Source organism: Pantoea sp. App145 (assembly GCF_047947045.1).
In the GTDB taxonomy this organism is placed as follows: Bacteria; Pseudomonadota; Gammaproteobacteria; order Enterobacterales; family Enterobacteriaceae; genus Pantoea.
In genome coordinates, this window is record NZ_CP133290.1 from 551,740 (window position 1) to 568,697 (window position 16,958).

A 16,958-nucleotide genomic window follows, 5' to 3' on the forward strand; every position below is an offset into this window, starting at 1 on the left:
CAACCCGCTCCCGGCGGGCAAGAGAAATTAATAGGCGCGTAACGTGCGGAATACTGCGGCGATCTTGCTGGCATCTTTAATACCAGGGGCCGATTCCACACCAGAGTTGAAATCCAGACCCGCACAACCGAGCTGTGCGGCTTCGACGCAGTTGTCGGCGCTTAATCCACCGGCTAGCAGCACGTTGTCCAGCTTCTGGCCTTGCAACAGTGACCAGTCAAAACGCTGGCCGGTACCGCCCTGGCCATTATCAAAGACATAACGATCGACGTGCGGCCAGTCGCGTGCGGGTAACGCGTCTTTGATGCTCAGCGCTTTCCAGATCTGCACATTAGCAGGCAGGGTCTGGCGTAATTCGGCAACAAACGTCGGGTCTTCATCGCCGTGCAGCTGAACCGCAAACAGGTTGAGTGCCGTCGCCTGCGTGACAACGTCACTGATACTGTTGTTACGGAACACGCCGACGTATTTCAACGGTGCCGCGGCAATCACCGCCTGGGCCTGTTCAGTGCTGACCTGGCGCGGTGAACCCGCCGCAAAAATCACGCCGCCGTAGATAGCACCGGCTTCATGCGCGACGCGGGCATCTTCCGCTCGAGTCAGACCACATACTTTATTCGCACCCATCAGCACGCGACGTACCGCAGCATTGAGATCGTCTTCTTCCATCAGAGCGGAACCGATCAGGAAACCGTTAGCGAAATGGCTCAGCTCACGTACCTGAGCATAGTTATGAATGCCGGACTCGCTAATCACCGTCACGCCATGGCCGAGACGGGGGGCCAGCTGGCGCGTACGATTCAGGTCAATCGACAGATCGCGCAGATCGCGGTTATTGATGCCGACCACCTTCGCTTCCAGTGCAATGGCGCGCTCCAGCTCTTCTTCATTGCTGACTTCAGTCAGAATGCCCATTTTCAGGCTATGGGCCACGGCAGCCAGCTGGCGATACTGATCATCATCCAGCACTGACAGCATCAGCAGGATGGCATCGGCCTGATAATGACGTGCCAGGTAAATCTGGTAAGGGTCGATGATAAAATCTTTGCACAGTACCGGCTGGGTAATCGCTGCACTGACGATGGGCAGAAATTCGAAGTTGCCCTGGAAGTATTTCTCATCGGTCAGCACTGATACCGCAGAAGCATAATGACGATAGACGCCAGCGATGGTGGCGGGATCAAAGTCGTCGCGAATCAAACCCTTCGACGGGGACGCTTTCTTACATTCCAGAATAAAAGCGGTACGCGTGCCGCGCAGCGCATCGTAAAAATGGCGTTCGGCCGGTTGCAGGCTGTTCTGGAAGGTCGTCAGTGGTTGCTGTGTTTTGCGCGCTTCCACCCATACGGCTTTATCCAGCACAATTTTTTCTAACACGGTTCCCTTAATGCTCATCTCATCCTCTCGCTGCCAGGGCGACAACGCGTTCGTATGCCTGGCCGCTGCGAATCGCGGTAAGGGCACGCTGCGCATTGTCACGCAAATCTTCATTACCAAATACTTTCAGCAACATCGCCACGTTGACCGCCACGGCTTCCTCGTGGGCTTGCTGGCCTTTACCCTGGAGTAAACGCGTCAGAATGTCACGGTTTTCTTCCGGGGTGCCGCCCGCCAGGGCTTCTTTGTCGTGATAACGGAAACCAAAGTCTTCCGGGGTTAGCTGATAACCGGTGATTTCACCGTCACGCAGTTCCGCCACCTGGGTCGGACTGTGCAGCGCAACCTCATCCATACCGCCGCCATGCACCACAGCTGCACGCTGATAGCCAAGCACTTTCAGCGTCTGGGCGATGGGCAGCACCAGCTCCGGACTGTAGACACCAATCACCGCCAGCGGTGGACGCGCCGGATTGATCAATGGGCCGAGCACGTTAAACAGCGTGCGGGTTTTTAGCTGCTGACGCACCGGCATCGCATGGCGGAAACCGCTGTGATACTGCGGGGCAAACAGGAAACACACATTCAGATCATCCAGCGCACGCCGCGCCTGTTCTGCGGGCATATCCAGATTGATGCCGAACGCTGCCAGCAGGTCGGACGAACCGGACTTGCTCGACACGCTGCGGTTGCCATGTTTCGCCACTTTCAGCCCACAGGTGGCCGCGACAAAAGCACTGGCAGTGGAAATATTGATACTGTTGCTGCCATCGCCACCGGTGCCAACGATATCAGCAAAGGTGTAATCCGGACGCGGGAAGGGTTTGGCATCTTCCAGCAGCGCGGAGGCGGCACCGGCGATCTCTTCCGGGCGCTCGCCACGTACTTTCATGGCGATTAGCGCGGCGGCCAGCTGGGTCGGTTCCAGCTGGCCGGTAATAATGGCGCTAAACAGCTGATGGCTCTCGGCCTGGGTCAGTGTCTGGGCCTGATAAAGTTTTTCCAGAATAGCTTGCATCATTATCTCCCTATTACTTCGCCAGCGCCCAGGCCAGCGTTTGTTCTAACAAACGTGCGCCCTGGGTGGTCAGAATAGATTCAGGATGGAACTGGAAACCGCACACGCGGTCGGCATCGTGGCGCACAGCCATCACCATGCCGTTATAGCTGGCATTTACCGTCAGTTCAGCGGGGGTATTGCTGCCAACCAGCGAGTGATAACGCGCGACCGGCAGCGGATTGCTCAGGCCGGCAAACATGCCGATGCCATCATGGGTAATTGACGAGGCTTTCCCGTGCAGAATCTCACCCGCCTGGCCGACATGACCGCCGTAGGCCTCAACAATCGCCTGATGTCCGAGGCAAATGCCGATAATCGGCAGGCGGCCACGTAATGTCTGCAACAGTTCAGGCATACAACCAGCATCTTTCGGTGCGCCCGGGCCAGGAGATAACATCAGCACCGGGTTTTCCATCTGTTGCAAACGCTCAATCAGCAGTTCGGCGGGCAGATTGTTACGGTAGATCACCACGTTGTGGCCGAAGGTCCGCAGCTGATCAACGAGGTTGTAAGTAAAGGAGTCGATATTATCGAGCAGCAGGATGTCGGCCATCAGAAAATCTCCTTGCAATGATGGGCGGTGGCAATGGCGCGCAACACGGCGCGGGCTTTATTACGGCTTTCGTCGGCTTCCGCCTGGGGTTGCGAATCCAGCACCACACCGGCTCCGGCCTGCACGGTGGCAACACCATCCTCTACCCATGCCGAACGGATAACGATGCAGGTGTCGAGATCGCCATGCGCGGTGAAGTAACCCACTGCACCGCCGTAGCTGCCGCGGCGGGTGCCTTCGGCATTGGCAATCAGTTGCATGGCGCGCACTTTGGGTGCGCCGCTCAGGGTGCCCATATTCATCACGGCGCGATAAGCGTGCAGCACGTCAAGATCATGACGCAGCGTACCGACTACGCGTGAGACCAGGTGCATCACAAAGGTGTAGCGGTCAACGCTGGTCAGATCGGCCACATAACGGCTGCCAGGTACGCAGATGCGCGCCAGATCGTTACGCGCCAGATCCACCAGCATCAAATGCTCGGCCAGCTCTTTATGGTCGGTACGCATTTCCAGCTCGATACGGCTATCCAGATCGCGATCCAGCGAGCCATCAGCATGACGGCCGCGCGGACGGGTACCCGCAATCGGATAGATTTCAATCTGGCGGCTGGTGGCGTCGTATTTCAGCGAGCTTTCCGGCGAGGCACCGAACAGCGCGAAATCCTGGTCCTGCATAAAGAACATATACGGGCTGGGGTTGCTGTTCTTCAGTGTGTCATAAGCGGCCAGCGGTGACGGGCACGGCAGTGAGAAACGGCGTGATGGCACCACCTGGAAAATTTCGCCAATGCGAATGGCTTCCTGCATCTCTCTGACGACGTTGCAGTAAACCTCGTCGCTTTGGTTGGTGCTTAACACCATATGTTCCACTGTCTGCACCGGCAGAGCAGGGGCGGCCTGCGTCATCTGCCCGCGTAATTGTTCGATACGGCTCTGCAGACGCTGGAACTCACTGGTGGACGGACAGAACAGGCTGGCCTGCAGACGGGCGCTGCGTTCCTGATGGTCAATCACCAGCAGGGTCTCAGCCAGATAGAAGCAATAGTCGGGGCAGCGCTGGTCATTCTGCAATTCAGGCAGATCTTCAAATCCTGCCACCAGGTCGTAAGCAAACAGACCACCGAGGAACATGGCTTCACGTTCTTCCACCGGGCTTTGCACCAGCTGGGGGATCAGGCGTAGCGCATCAAACACCGACAACGCTTTCAGGCGGGAATCTTCATCCTGCAAATCTCGCGGCTGTGGGAAGTGCAGCTCGCGGCCATCCGGGCGCACCGCAATCCGCACCGTCTGTGGCAGCGCTTCATCCAGCAGCGCCAGCAGCGCCCGGCCATTTTCCGACAGTGCCTGAATAGTGACCACGTTGCCCAGTGCGCTAATACGCAGAGCGCTATCAACGATTAACAGGCTTTTCAGGTTACGTTTACTGTCGATATCAGCGGATTCGAGCAGCAAGGTTGCCGGACGTGCGCCGCATAATTGATGAAACACTGCGGCCGGATCTTCGCGGTAGGGCGCGGTGCCGGTAATCAACTTCAATGTAGGTTTCGCATTTGGCATGATGATTTCTCTGAATTTAGCTCAAAAAAAAGCCCGCTCGGTGGCGGGCTCAGGTATCTGCACAGCGTTTACGCAAGTTGTGCACGACGACGTCGCCCGTGTTCGGGAACATCGCGCCACCAACCATTTGAATGCGTATGAACAACAGCCATGATTAAATACCCGTTACGTGTGAACTTGTGTACTAGTTAACTGGTTCGGCTGAAAAAAGTCAATACCCTTTTTCAGTTCAGGGCAAAATCGTTATCATGCCTGCCGGTTCATGCAGTTGCTGGAGTTATCTTGACGGACATCCCCCGTTTTCCCCTTTACGATTTACACAGCCATACCCTGGCTTCCGATGGCGTGCTCACCCCGGCGGCGCTGGTGCAGCGCGCGGCTGAAATGCGTGTCGGTGTGCTCGCCATTACCGATCACGACACCGTTGCTGGCGTGGCGGAAGCACAATCGACGGTGCTGGAGCAGGCGCTACCGCTTAAGGTGGTGGCCGGACTGGAAGCTTCAACATTGTGGGAGAATCATGAAATCCACATCGTTGGGCTCCATGTGGATTGCCAGCATCCGCAGCTGACGCAATTTCTGGCGCAACAACATCAATGCAGGGTTGAACGGGCGCTGCTGATTGCCGAGCGTCTGGAGCGTGCACGCATTCCTGACGCACTGGCAGGAGCGCAACGACTGGCGCAGGGTGGGGTGATTACCCGTGGTCATTTTGCCCGCTATTTAGTGGAAATCGGTAAAGCGGACAACCTGGCCCAGGTGTTTAAGAATTATCTGGCACGCGGTAAAACCGGTTATGTGCCGCCACAATGGTGTACAATTAAACAAGCCATTGATGCAATTCATGATTCCGGTGGCTATGCCGTGCTGGCTCACCCGGGGCGTTATGGTCTATCCGGCAAATGGCTGAGACGACTGATCGCCCATTTCGCAGAGGTGGGCGGTGACGCGATGGAAGTGGCGCAATGCCAGCAGGCACCTAATGAACGCAGTCAGCTGGCAACCTATGCCCGCGATCATCAACTGGCGGCGTCGCAGGGATCTGATTTTCACCAACCCTGTCCGTGGATCGAGTTGGGGCGTAAGTTGTGGTTACCCGGCGGTGTCGAACCGATCTGGGAACGTTTTCCTGCACTTGCGCCTGATCTGGTCCCAGCAGACAGGTGATATGAGGTTTTTATGAGTCAACTGTTCCATATTCATCCGGATAATCCGCAGCCACGTCTGGTCAACCAGGCGGTTGACTATCTGAATAAAGGCGGGGTTATTGTTTATCCGACCGATTCCGGTTATGCGCTGGGTTGCCGTCTCGAAGAGAAAAATGCCATGGAGCGCATCTGCCGTATCCGACAGCTGGATGGGCACCACAATTTCACCCTGATGTGCCGTGATCTGTCAGAACTCTCGACGTATTCGCAGGTGGATAACTCGGCGTTTCGTATCATCAAAAATAATACGCCCGGTAATTACACCTTTATTTTGAAAGCCACCAAAGAAGTGCCACGTCGCTTGATGAACGATAAACGTAAGACCATTGGTTTGCGTGTGCCTTCAAACCCGGTGGCGCTGGCGCTGCTGGAGGCACTCAATGAGCCGATGATGTCGACCTCGCTGATGCTGCCGGGTAATGACTTTACCGAATCCGACCCGGAAGAGATCCAGCACAACATCGGTAAACTGGTCGATCTGATCATCGATGGCGGTACGCTGGGACAACAGCCGACCACGGTGGTCGATCTCACCAGCGATGCTCCAGTCATTGTGCGTGAAGGCGTCGGCGATATTCGCCCTTTCCTGTAATTATACGTGGCCAGGTGTCGTCTCCGGCGTCTGGCCAATATTGGTTTCCAGCCAGGTTCTGAATTCGCCATACGGAATATAGAGCGACACATCTTTCAGGACCGTTTTACCACTGCGCACATTATCGATTTCATGGCTATATCCGACAATAACGCCAGCCATAGTCTGGTCTGCATTATATACCGCACCTCCTGACATTCCCTGAACCACGCCAGCATTTGTCGCCATCGCCACGCAGGGTTTTTTATTCCAGTGATTATTGATTGCGGTACGCGCTAAATTCACACCATTTGATTCAACGGGCATGGCAGAAATAAAGCTGTAACCGTACATCTTAATCGGCTCGCCAATGGCACTTTTGCGGAATTTAACCAACGTCTTAGGATCGTTCTTGTGATAAATAATGGCAACATCACAATAGGGATGATACGCCTTTACACGCTGCACGGCAGTGGTGGCCACGTGAGCTGCCGTCAGGCTGTATTCTGGCGTTAAAGGGATGGTTGTGCCGAGGACACCTAAACCCAGTACAGTCGGGATGCCGGTCACGCTCATATCAACGTGTTGCAGCGCCGCACGACTATACTCAGTATGGCCCACGGAACAACCGCTCAGTGCCAGCGACGCGAGCGCAGGCCAAAGCAGAGAAGTTCTCATGATAGTGATCTTTATTCAGGCATGCTGGTAAAATCCCTGGTGAAGATTTTTGGCATGCAAGTTTAATTCGTACCTGAATGAATTAACGCAACAACTCCCGCGCGCGCCGGTTTATATTATCAATGAAATTGCACGATGATCGTTAACAAAATGTTAGGAAATAGAATCTAAATTATCATGGCAATGTTTTTATTATCACGATACATCGGATTTCAGGTTCAAATTTTACACAGTTTTTTATTCAGAACAATTCATCAATTTTAATTCATGGAAAATAATTCAGAAAATAGAGACTTAATCCAACGTGAAATATTAATAAGCTGATAATTTTTTATTCGGTGATCTGATAAGTCTTAATTAACTCACTTGGTTAGTTTTTTATGCTGTTTTGTTTATGCATTTCAGTCTATGTAGTGGTGATTATCTATAAGTCTGGATGCCTCTGCTATCGGATCAGTCTTGAAAGCGGCTAATGTATCAGGTTGTTTAAGTACCGCTGAGTTGTAGCAGAAATAACGCATTTTAAAATAACAAAAATTCAGGGGCTTGAGTTGCGGCAGGGAAGGTATGGTGGGTGCGATCTATCAGTAAGACGAATGTATGGGGTTTGCTGATAAAACAGACAGGCATAGCTGCGGCCATTATTATCGGCAGCAAAGGAAAAGGTGTTAACGCTGCTATGCTTAGTGTAAAATCGCGGGCCGCCTGCCGACCTGACAGCTGATGTCGCGTGGGTGATACAGATTCCGATACGGGAACTGGTAATCCCTGTATCTGTACCTTCTTACCACGACGCCTGGGAAGGCGACAACGAGGCAGCTCAATGAGCGAAAAACTACAGAAAGTATTAGCGCGTGCCGGTCATGGTTCGCGCCGCGAAATCGAAACAATGATTTCTGCCGGACGCGTCAGCGTTGATGGCAAACTGGCGACGCTGGGCGATCGCATCGAAAATGATAAATCCCTGAAAATCCGTATTGATGGCCATGTGGTTTCCATCGCTGAATCCACCACGGAAGTGTGTCGGGTGCTGGCGTATTACAAACCCGAAGGTGAACTCTGCACCCGTAACGATCCGGAAGGGCGTCCGACGGTGTTTGACCGCCTGCCTCGCCTGCGTGGATCGCGCTGGATTGCCGTTGGTCGCCTGGATGTGAATACCTGTGGCCTGTTGCTGTTTACCACCGATGGTGAACTGGCGAATCGCCTGATGCACCCGAGCCGTGAAGTTGAACGTGAATACGCGGTACGCGTGTTCGGTGAAGTTGGCGATGATAAAATTCGCCAGCTGAGCAAAGGCGTGCAGCTGGAAGACGGCCCGGCGGCATTCAAAACGCTGCGTTTCGCGGGTGGCGAAGGTATCAACCAATGGTACAACGTGACGCTGACCGAAGGCCGTAACCGTGAAGTCCGTCGTTTATGGGAAGCGGTTGGCGTGCAGGTGAGCCGTCTGATGCGTGTGCGTTATGGTGATATTCAACTGCCTAAAGGCCTGCCGCGTGGTGGCTGGATGGAGCTGGAATTACCGGCGGTAAACTATCTGCGTACCCTGGTTGAGATGCCGGAAGAGACGGTGACCAAAGTGGCGGTGGAGAAAGATCGTCGTCGCACTAAAGCGAACCAGATTCGCCGTGCAGTGAAACGTCACAGCCAGGTCAGTAACTCGCCCCGTCGCAGCAGTAAGCGCGGTTCCTGAGTTATCATTGACGCCGCCTTTGCGGCGTCAATTGTTTTTACCAGTCAATACCTTGCTGAGCCTGAATGCCGGCATCAAACGCGTGTTTTACCGGGCGCATTTCCGTCACGGTATCGGCCATCTCCAGTAATGTACGGTGACAACCGCGGCCAGTAATGATTACCGTTTGCTCCAGCGGCCGCTCGATTAAAGCCGTCACCAATTCATCCAGATCCAGATAATCCATGCTGACCATGTAGGTGATCTCATCAAGAATCACCAGATCCAACTGCGGATCAGCCAGCATGCGTCGCGCGTGTTGCCACACCTGCTGGCAGGCGGTGGTATCGGTTGCCCGGTTCTGCGTTTCCCAGGTAAAGCCCGTTGCCATCACCTGAAATTCCACCCCATGCTGCTCCAGCAGATTACGTTCGCCGTTGGGCCATTCACCTTTAATAAACTGAATCGCCGCCACTTTTTTGCCATGGCCACAAGCGCGCAATGCGGTGCCAAATGCCGCGGTGGTTTTGCCTTTACCATTGCCGGTAAACACAATCAGAATGCCACGGGTTTCACTGGCTGCCGCGATACGTGCATCTACCTGTTCTTTTAAACGCTGCTGGCGTTGCTGATGACGTTGTTCACTCATGCGCTGGCTGGTCCGGGTTTGCGTCCTGGCTGTGCGTCAAAACTGATGCCGGTTTTCCGTCTGCTGTCATCACCCATTAAATAAAGATAGAGCGGCATCAAATCAGTCGGAGTCTTCAGTAGGCTGGCATCTTCATCCGGGAAGGCGCTGGCGCGCATTTTGGTGCGAGTACCGCCCGGATTAATGCAATTTACCCGTAAATGGCGATTTTTATATTCATCAGCCAATACCTGCATCATGCCTTCGGTGGCAAATTTTGACACGGCATAAGCGCCCCAACCCGCACGGCCCACCCGGCCTACGCTTGAGGTGGTGAAGATCAGAGAGCCGGCATCGGATTTCAGCAGCAATGGCAGCAGGGCTTGGGTGAGAAAAAAGGTGGCATCGAGGTTAATTTGCATTACCTGACGCCAGATATGCGGCTCCAGTTCGGCAAGCGGTACAATTTCACCGAGAATGCCGGCGTTATGCAGCACGCCATCCAGACGCGGTACCTGCTGGGCCAGCTGTTGTGCCAGTTGCTGGCAACTTTCTGGCGTGGCATGGGAGAAATCCAGTAGCAATGATGACGCGGGCTTTTTGTTGAGTCGATTGATTGCGTGTTCCGTTTGTTGCAGCGTATCGGGATTACGGCCTAACAGGATCACCTGCGCACCATAGCGCGCATAGGTTAATGCAGCTTCGCGGCCAATGCCGTCAGAGGCGCCGGTGACCAGGATAATACGATTTTCAAGCAGATCGCTTTTCGGTTGATAATGCACAGCGATGTCCTTTGCACAGGTCAGAGGGTTTTTTTGGTTTTATGCCTCAAATTGGCGTTCGGTGCAATCGCTCTACCGTGCATTCTGTGCCGCCTGCGGGCAATTCAGGCGACGAACGCGGGTAAAGCGGGTAAACTCAGCCTTTGTCTGTAATTCACTGTTTAATAAGGCGGCAGAATGGATTTACTCTCCAGCTATGGATTATTTCTGGCCAAGGCCGTCACCGTAGTGGTGACGATCGCAGCTATTGTTCTGATTGTGCTCAATGCGGCGCTGCGTAAACGTCACAGCGGCGGTCAGCTGCGTTTAACCCATCTGGATGAAGACTACCGCCAGATGAAAGAAGATTTGCAGCTGGCGAAAATGAAGCCTCAGATGCAAAAAGTCTGGCTGAAACAGCATAAAAAAGAAGAGAAGCAGAAAGCAAAAACCGCCAAACGTAATGCCAAAGCCGGTGTAGCGGAAGCGGAAAAGCCGACGCTGTATGTGCTGGAATTTAAAGGCAGTATGGACGCCGGAGAAGTCAGCTCACTGCGTGAAGAGATCTCTGCGGTGCTGGCGGTAGCCACACCGGGCGATGAAGTGCTGCTGAAGTTGGAAAGCCCCGGCGGGGTGGTGCACGGTTATGGCCTGGCGGCGTCGCAGCTGCAACGGCTCCGCGATGCGGGTCTGACGCTGACGGCGGCGGTGGATAAGGTGGCCGCCAGTGGCGGTTATATGATGGCGTGTGTAGCCGATCGCATTGTCGCGGCACCGTTCTCGATCGTTGGTTCGATCGGGGTCGTGGCACAAATCCCCAACTTTAACCGTCTGCTGAAACGTAACGATATCGATGTCGAGCTGCATACCGCGGGTCAGTACAAACGTACCCTGACGCTGTTTGGCGAAAATACCGACGAAGGCCGGGAAAAGTTTCGCGAAGATCTGAACGAAACGCATCAGTTGTTTAAAGATTTTGTCCATCAGATGCGCCCGACGCTCGACCTGGAGAAGGTGGCGACCGGCGAGCATTGGTATGGTCGCCAGGCGCTGGACCTGGGGCTGGTTGACGAAATTGGCACCAGCGATGCGCTGATTATCCATCAGATGGACCGCTTTACCGTGCTCGGCGTGCACTATGCCCGCAAACGCAAAATGATCGATCGCGTGACCCATAGCGCCAGCCTGGCAGCGGAGCGGGTAATTCTGAAAATGTGGCAGCGTGGTAATAAGCCGCTACTGTAAAACCACCCGGCTCCGGCCGGGTTTTTTTATTCCAGGTGATAGTGGGAAGAAAAGGTCAGCGCCAGGTATTTGAACACGTTAAATACGGCAGTGGTTTTGACAGTGGGTAAACCTTGTTCATCAAGAAAGAAGGGGCCGCGAAACACTAACACGTCCCCTTGCTGGATGACCTCATTGGCTTCCATACCGGCGAAATAATCATCGTGTTCTTTGATGAGCTGATTGGCTTTTTCCAGTAACACCTGGCGTGAAATGGATTCCGTCAATGCTGACATTATTCACTCCTTTTTTGACAGTCACTTTTCTCCTTCTATATTACTTGCCAGTGAGCGGGAGGTGCAAATCAGTGGCAACAGACAAAACTGGCGCAAAATTAAACAGAGTGCTAATTAAGTTGCGTAACGGATTTTATCAGGTAGAGTGTGGGCGATTCAGATTTCAGGGAGATCACACCGGGATGTGTGATACTGTCAGATGGAAAACTCGCTCCTAATCATAAAGTTGCATAAGTCGATGCAATCTGACCTGAGATTGTCCCGGTTGCCTTGAAAAGTGAAAAAGTGGCAGCAATATTGAACCCATTGGGTTTCAGGGTCTCCAATCCTCTCCCGTTTATCAGGACGTTTCAATTAGGTAAAGGTACATATGGGTAAAGCACTCGTCATCGTTGAATCCCCGGCAAAGGCCAAAACAATCAATAAATACCTCGGTAATGACTACGTGGTGAAATCCAGCGTCGGTCATATCCGTGATTTGCCGACCAGTGGTTCAACGACCCGTAAAAGTGCCGACGGGGAAAAAGCGAAACCCGCCGGTAAGAAGGTAAAGAAAGATGAAAAAGCCGCGCTGGTGAACCGCATGGGCGTGGATCCCTGGCATGGCTGGCAGGCGGATTATCAGATTCTGCCGGGTAAAGAAAAGGTGGTTTCAGAATTGAAAAGCCTTGCGGCCGATGCTGATCACATCTATCTCGCAACCGACCTTGACCGCGAAGGGGAAGCCATTGCCTGGCATCTGCGCGAGGTTATTGGTGGCGATGACAAGCGTTTTAGCCGCGTGGTGTTTAACGAAATCACCAAAAATGCGATTCGTCAGGCGTTTGATAAGCCGGGCGAGCTGAATATCGAACGTGTTAATGCTCAGCAGGCGCGCCGTTTTATGGACCGCGTGGTGGGTTATATGGTTTCTCCGCTGCTGTGGAAGAAAATCGCCCGTGGCCTGTCTGCCGGTCGTGTGCAGTCAGTGGCGGTGCGTCTGGTGGTGGAGCGCGAGCGCGAAATCAAAGCCTTCGTCCCGGAAGAATACTGGGAAATCGATGCTGACTTCGTTACGCCCAAAGGCGATGCGCTGGCGATGCAGGTGACGCATCAGGGTGATAAAGCCTTCCGTCCGGTTAACCGTGAACAGACCCATGCGGCGGTTGCGCTGCTGCAGAAAGCCCGTTATGACGTGCTGGATCGTGAAGATAAACCGACCAGCAGCAAGCCTTCTGCGCCTTTCATTACTTCTACCCTGCAGCAGGCGGCCAGTACGCGCCTTGGCTTCGGCGTGAAGAAAACCATGATGATGGCACAGCGTCTGTACGAAGCGGGCCACATCACGTATATGCGTACTGACTCCACCAACCTGAGTCAGGATGCCATTGCTATGGCACGCGGTTATATCGACCAGAATTTTGGTAAGAAATATCTGCCAGAGGCGCCTAACACTTACGCCAGCAAAGACAATTCGCAGGAAGCGCACGAAGCGATTCGTCCTTCTGACGTGGAGATCGTGGCGGATAAGCTGAAGGATATGGAAGCGGACGCGCAGAAGCTTTATCAGCTGATTTGGCGTCAGTTCGTTGCCTGCCAGATGGTGCCAGCGCAGTATGACTCCACCACGCTGACCGTGGGCGCAGCTGACTTCAAACTGAAAGCCAAAGGACGCACTTTGCGTTTTGATGGCTGGACTCGCGTGATGCCTGCGCTGCGCAAGAATGATGAAGATCTGACGTTGCCGCCGGTGAATGTTGGCGATGTGCTGGATCTGAAAGAATTGCTGCCAAGCCAGCACTTTACCAAGCCGCCAGCCCGTTTCAGTGAAGCTTCGCTGGTGCGTGAGCTGGAAAAGCGCGGTATTGGTCGTCCTTCTACCTATGCTTCCATCATCTCGACGATTCAGGACCGTGGTTATGTGCGGGTCGAGAACCGTCGCTTCTACGCGGAAAAAATGGGTGAGATTGTCACCGATCGTCTGGAAGAGAACTTCCGTGAGCTGATGAACTACGACTTCACCGCGCACATGGAAGACAGCCTCGATCAGGTGGCAAACAACCAGGCCGAGTGGAAAGGTGTGCTGGACTCTTTCTTTAGCGATTTCAGCCAGCAGCTGGATCAGGCCGAAAAAGAGCCGGAAGAAGGCGGCATGCAGCCGAACCAGATGGTGCTGACCTCCATCGATTGCCCCACCTGTGGACGTAAGATGGGCATTCGCACCGCCAGCACCGGCGTGTTCCTCGGTTGTTCCGGTTATGCGCTGCCGCCGAAAGAGCGTTGTAAGCAGACCATCAACCTGATCCCGGAAAACGAAGTGCTGAACGTGCTGGAAGGCGACGATGCGGAAACCAACGCATTACGCGCCCGCCGCCGTTGCCAGAAGTGCGGCACTGCGATGGACAGCTACCTGATTGATAATCAGCGCAAGTTGCATGTCTGTGGTAACAACCCGGAATGTGATGGCTACGAAATCGAGCAGGGCGAGTTCCGTATCAAAGGTTATGACGGCCCGATCGTTGAATGCGAAAAATGTGGTTCTGAAATGCACCTGAAAATGGGACGTTTCGGTAAGTACATGGCCTGTACCAACGACGAGTGTAAAAATACCCGCAAAATCCTGCGTAACGGTGAAGTCGCGCCGCCGAAGGAAGATCCGGTACCGTTGCCGGAACTGCCGTGCGAGAAATCGGATGCATATTTCGTCCTGCGTGATGGCGCAGCCGGTGTATTCCTGGCCGCCAATACCTTCCCGAAATCGCGCGAGACCCGTGCGCCGCTGGTGGAAGAGTTACAGCGTTTCGCTGACCGCCTGCCGGAAAAACTGAAATATCTGGCAGAAGCACCGGCCGCCGATCCGGAAGGCAACAAAACCATGGTGCGCTTTAGTCGCAAGACTAAGCAGCAATATGTTGCCTCAGAAAAAGAGGGCAAAGCGACCGGTTGGTCTGCCTTCTATATCGACGGCAAATGGCAGGAAGCGAAAAAGTAATCTCCCCAAGGCCAGCATTTGCTGGCCTTTTTCCCATCCTTATAGCTAATCGTTCTACATTCTTTCTTTAACTGATATAGTGGTTATAGATTTTACGTTTCGCTGACGTGCATTCCCTGAAATACCTCAACCAGGGCGGAAACACGCTCATGGGGGATTGCTACTCTGTCGCCTACCGGGAAGATATAACTATGAAATTGCAGCAGTTGCGTTACATCGTTGAAGTGGTCAATCACAACCTCAATGTCTCTTCCACCGCAGAAGGCTTATACACTTCGCAGCCAGGCATCAGTAAACAGGTCAGAATGCTGGAAGATGAACTGGGCGTGCAGATTTTTGCCCGCAGCGGTAAACATCTGACGCAGGTTACCCCAGCGGGTGAGGAAATCATTCGCATTGCCCGTGAAGTGCTATCCAAAGTCGATGCGATCAAATCGGTTGCCGGTGAGCATACCTGGCCAGATAAAGGTTCACTGTATGTCGCGACGACCCATACTCAGGCCCGTTATGCGCTGCCGGGAGTCATTAAAGGCTTTATCGAACGCTATCCACGTGTGTCCCTGCATATGCATCAGGGCTCACCTACCCAGATTGCTGAAGCGGTTTCTAAAGGCAATGCTGACTTTGCTATTGCCACCGAAGCGCTGCATCTCTACGACGACCTGATTATGCTGCCGTGCTATCACTGGAACCGCGCAATAGTGGTGACGCCGGACCATCCGCTGGCCGGGAAAGCGCAGGTGACGATTGAGGAACTGGCCGAGTTCCCTTTGGTGACTTACACCTTCGGCTTTACCGGACGCTCTGAGCTGGATACCGCGTTTAATCGTGCGGGACTGACGCCACGTATTGTCTTTACCGCCACCGATGCGGATGTCATCAAGACCTATGTCCGTTTAGGATTAGGGGTGGGAGTGATTGCCAGCATGGCGGTGGACCCGGTTTCCGACCCGGATTTAGTCCGCATTGAAGCATCAGAGATATTTACCAATAGCACCACGAAGATTGGTTTCAGACGCAGTACCTTCCTGCGTAGTTATATGTATGATTTTATTCAGCGTTTTGCTCCGCATCTGACCCGCGATGTAGTGGATACCGCAGTCGCCTTGCGCTCCAATGAAGATATTGAAGCCATGTTCCGTGATATCAAGTTACCTTTTAAGTGATCCGCTAAGTCATTATTTTTTCGGGGTGCCTGACTGGTACCCTCAGTTTTTTCCTTACTTAGCGCCAGCCGTAGCTCAAAAATTTTCATTATTTTTTTGTAAATGAAACATCGGTCACATGTTTTTTCATTGTTAGTTCTTAAATGCGAATTAGTACACATTTTTTACTTTACCGCTTTGCGAGATCCCAGGAATATTCCCATACTCCAGTTAAGAGTTGATGGGGAAGGGCTTTTTAGCTGGCCCGGTAAATTAAGGTTGAATTAAGATTGGATCTAATTTTGATTTAACCCAAATTTACAATGTAACTATTTAATTAATAGTTTGCTTAGTTATTAAATTTATCTCATCAGTTTCTGACATTTTGATAAATAGCATTAATCGTTGTGCTCAATAAAAATAACTGGATTTTTGGTCTTAACGCGTTTAGGATTCGTCCTAAATCTTAATCGATGTCATCAATCGTTTTATTGAGAGTGATTATCAAAAACTATGGCTACGAGATTAACAGTACAACCGGATTTCCGGGCTAAAAGCACTAAGGTTGAGCGTTCAGGTAACATCCGTCGCAAAGCCTGGTTGACTGTCTTCGCTGCATCAGCCTTGTTCTGGGTAGTGGTGGCACTAATGATTTGGCGTATGTGGGGTTAAGCCATGTGGGCAAATACACTCAGCAGTAAATCTTCAGTTTCTGCACGTCAGCCCAACACACCTGTGTGTAAAGCAAAAGATGCTGCCAGCACGGAACAGGAAGTGGCGATCCCTTCATCGTGGGAACTGAGTGAAAAGCAGCGTCACTTTATTGAATCATTCATGGATCCGAAGTCCAAATAACGCAGATCTGCGTTCTGCTCTTTTTATATCAACGAGCAGTCCTTCTTTTCCGGGTTATCCGGCGGGCAACTTTAAAGCCCCTCTTTTAACACTCAGCATATAAAAATGGTGTCATCAGCTCTGGCTGAGGACGTTATCCCTTTTTACCCGGAATCCGGGAGGGAGTGACTCTATGAATGCAACAACAACAATGTCATGGTTCAGCATATATGCCTTTTCATTCCTTTTTTGGGCCGCTGCTGTGTGGATGATAATGTAATCCAATAACTCAAATTGTTTCTCATTTTAAATGCCTCGACCCATCGTCGGGGCATTTTTGTTTGTCGTTAAATACATAGCAGAATGTGTCAATTCGTGTTGTTATCAAAACGTTAACGAGAATGTGGTCTATCTT

The 16,958-nt window shown here is 52.7% G+C and carries 14 protein-coding genes, 1 pseudogene and 1 other annotated feature; of the genes and pseudogenes, 8 read left to right on the top strand and 7 right to left on the bottom strand.

The window, feature by feature from the left end; genetic code table 11:
* Positions 1 to 27: 27 nt before the first annotated feature.
* The 3 genes and pseudogenes from trpCF to RCF31_RS02505 form a co-directional block, all read right to left on the bottom strand.
* Complete coding sequence (gene trpCF / locus RCF31_RS02495) at positions 28 to 1,395, bottom strand: bifunctional indole-3-glycerol-phosphate synthase TrpC/phosphoribosylanthranilate isomerase TrpF (RefSeq protein WP_299451161.1); 1,368 nt, start codon at positions 1,393 to 1,395, stop codon at positions 28 to 30.
* A gap of 1 nt (position 1,396) precedes the next feature.
* Positions 1,397 to 2,990 (bottom strand): annotated as a pseudogene (gene trpD, locus RCF31_RS02500) (bifunctional anthranilate synthase glutamate amidotransferase component TrpG/anthranilate phosphoribosyltransferase TrpD).
* A complete protein-coding gene (locus tag RCF31_RS02505; RefSeq protein ID WP_299453479.1) occupies positions 2,990 to 4,552 on the bottom strand; it encodes an anthranilate synthase component 1 in 1,563 nt (520 codons plus the stop codon). The pseudogene trpD and the gene RCF31_RS02505 overlap by 1 nt, the downstream one beginning before the upstream one ends.
* A gap of 23 nt (positions 4,553 to 4,575) precedes the next feature.
* Positions 4,576 to 4,680 (bottom strand) — a sequence feature (Trp leader region).
* 154 nt (positions 4,681 to 4,834) lie between these two features.
* Here RCF31_RS02505 and rnm point away from each other — a divergent pair.
* Both rnm and RCF31_RS02515 read left to right on the top strand, forming a co-directional pair.
* Complete coding sequence (gene rnm, locus RCF31_RS02510) at positions 4,835 to 5,719, top strand: RNase RNM (protein WP_313687968.1); 885 nt, start codon at positions 4,835 to 4,837, stop codon at positions 5,717 to 5,719.
* A 12-nt stretch (positions 5,720 to 5,731) separates the two neighbouring features.
* Positions 5,732 to 6,352, top strand: a complete 621-nt coding sequence (locus tag RCF31_RS02515) for an L-threonylcarbamoyladenylate synthase (RefSeq protein ID WP_299453484.1) — start codon at positions 5,732 to 5,734, stop codon at positions 6,350 to 6,352.
* Here RCF31_RS02515 and RCF31_RS02520 read toward each other — a convergent pair whose 3' ends face one another.
* On the bottom strand, positions 6,353 to 7,009 hold the full coding sequence (locus RCF31_RS02520) for a serine protease (RefSeq protein ID WP_416412393.1): 657 nt from the start codon (positions 7,007 to 7,009) through the stop codon (positions 6,353 to 6,355). It abuts the gene before it with no gap.
* Between the two features lie 823 nt (positions 7,010 to 7,832).
* On the opposite strand from RCF31_RS02520, the gene rluB reads away from it, so the two are divergent.
* Positions 7,833 to 8,705, top strand: coding sequence for a 23S rRNA pseudouridine(2605) synthase RluB (gene rluB / locus RCF31_RS02525; RefSeq protein WP_208715232.1), 873 nt, complete (start codon positions 7,833 to 7,835; stop codon positions 8,703 to 8,705).
* A gap of 37 nt (positions 8,706 to 8,742) precedes the next feature.
* On the opposite strand, the gene cobO is transcribed toward rluB, so the two are convergent.
* Both cobO and RCF31_RS02535 read right to left on the bottom strand, forming a co-directional pair.
* Complete coding sequence (gene cobO / locus RCF31_RS02530; protein ID WP_299453493.1) at positions 8,743 to 9,333, bottom strand: cob(I)yrinic acid a,c-diamide adenosyltransferase; 591 nt, start codon at positions 9,331 to 9,333, stop codon at positions 8,743 to 8,745.
* Positions 9,330 to 10,094: a YciK family oxidoreductase gene (locus tag RCF31_RS02535; RefSeq protein ID WP_416412394.1), complete on the bottom strand. Its 765-nt coding sequence runs from the start codon at positions 10,092 to 10,094 to the stop codon at positions 9,330 to 9,332. Before RCF31_RS02535 ends, cobO begins: the two co-directional genes overlap by 4 nt.
* 177 nt (positions 10,095 to 10,271) lie before the next feature.
* Here RCF31_RS02535 and sohB point away from each other — a divergent pair, with 177 nt between their 5' ends.
* A complete protein-coding gene (gene sohB, locus RCF31_RS02540; RefSeq protein WP_299453499.1) occupies positions 10,272 to 11,318 on the top strand; it encodes a protease SohB in 1,047 nt (348 codons plus the stop codon).
* Positions 11,319 to 11,344: 26 nt separating this feature from the next.
* On the opposite strand, the gene RCF31_RS02545 is transcribed toward sohB, so the two are convergent.
* Positions 11,345 to 11,593, bottom strand: a complete 249-nt coding sequence (locus RCF31_RS02545; protein ID WP_416412395.1) for a DUF2498 family protein — start codon at positions 11,591 to 11,593, stop codon at positions 11,345 to 11,347.
* Positions 11,594 to 11,963: 370 nt separating this feature from the next.
* Here RCF31_RS02545 and topA point away from each other — a divergent pair, with 370 nt between their 5' ends.
* From topA to RCF31_RS02565, 4 genes are all read left to right on the top strand, one after another.
* The gene (gene topA, locus RCF31_RS02550) at positions 11,964 to 14,564 is read left to right on the top strand and encodes a type I DNA topoisomerase (protein ID WP_084875105.1); all 2,601 of its coding nucleotides are present in this window, start codon (positions 11,964 to 11,966) and stop codon (positions 14,562 to 14,564) included.
* Between the two features lie 191 nt (positions 14,565 to 14,755).
* Positions 14,756 to 15,730 (top strand): HTH-type transcriptional regulator CysB, encoded by a 975-nt coding sequence (gene cysB / locus RCF31_RS02555; protein WP_021183095.1) that lies wholly within the window; start codon positions 14,756 to 14,758, stop codon positions 15,728 to 15,730.
* Positions 15,731 to 16,222: 492 nt separating this feature from the next.
* Positions 16,223 to 16,381 carry a YmiA family putative membrane protein gene (locus RCF31_RS02560; RefSeq protein WP_013509244.1) on the top strand — a complete coding sequence of 53 codons (159 nt, stop codon included), beginning with the start codon at positions 16,223 to 16,225 and terminating at the stop codon, positions 16,379 to 16,381.
* A gap of 3 nt (positions 16,382 to 16,384) precedes the next feature.
* On the top strand, positions 16,385 to 16,564 hold the full coding sequence (locus RCF31_RS02565; RefSeq protein ID WP_299453507.1) for a hypothetical protein: 180 nt from the start codon (positions 16,385 to 16,387) through the stop codon (positions 16,562 to 16,564).
* The last annotated feature ends 394 nt before the right edge of the window (positions 16,565 to 16,958 follow it).

What these genes read in the sequence shown, in the direction of transcription:
- trpCF (WP_299451161.1), bottom strand. Translation starts at nt 1,395, where the DNA reads ATGAGCATTAAGGGAACCGTGTTAGAAAAAATTGTGCTGGATAAAGCC.
- RCF31_RS02505 (WP_299453479.1), bottom strand. Translation starts at nt 4,552, where the DNA reads ATGCCAAATGCGAAACCTACATTGAAGTTGATTACCGGCACCGCGCCC.
- RCF31_RS02515 (WP_299453484.1), top strand. Translation starts at nt 5,732, where the DNA reads ATGAGTCAACTGTTCCATATTCATCCGGATAATCCGCAGCCACGTCTG.
- RCF31_RS02520 (WP_416412393.1), bottom strand. Translation starts at nt 7,009, where the DNA reads ATGAGAACTTCTCTGCTTTGGCCTGCGCTCGCGTCGCTGGCACTGAGC.
- rluB (WP_208715232.1), top strand. Translation starts at nt 7,833, where the DNA reads ATGAGCGAAAAACTACAGAAAGTATTAGCGCGTGCCGGTCATGGTTCG.
- cobO (WP_299453493.1), bottom strand. Translation starts at nt 9,333, where the DNA reads ATGAGTGAACAACGTCATCAGCAACGCCAGCAGCGTTTAAAAGAACAG.
- sohB (WP_299453499.1), top strand. Translation starts at nt 10,272, where the DNA reads ATGGATTTACTCTCCAGCTATGGATTATTTCTGGCCAAGGCCGTCACC.
- RCF31_RS02545 (WP_416412395.1), bottom strand. Translation starts at nt 11,593, where the DNA reads ATGTCAGCATTGACGGAATCCATTTCACGCCAGGTGTTACTGGAAAAA.
- topA (WP_084875105.1), top strand. Translation starts at nt 11,964, where the DNA reads ATGGGTAAAGCACTCGTCATCGTTGAATCCCCGGCAAAGGCCAAAACA.
- cysB (WP_021183095.1), top strand. Translation starts at nt 14,756, where the DNA reads ATGAAATTGCAGCAGTTGCGTTACATCGTTGAAGTGGTCAATCACAAC.
- RCF31_RS02560 (WP_013509244.1), top strand. Translation starts at nt 16,223, where the DNA reads ATGGCTACGAGATTAACAGTACAACCGGATTTCCGGGCTAAAAGCACT.
- RCF31_RS02565 (WP_299453507.1), top strand. Translation starts at nt 16,385, where the DNA reads ATGTGGGCAAATACACTCAGCAGTAAATCTTCAGTTTCTGCACGTCAG.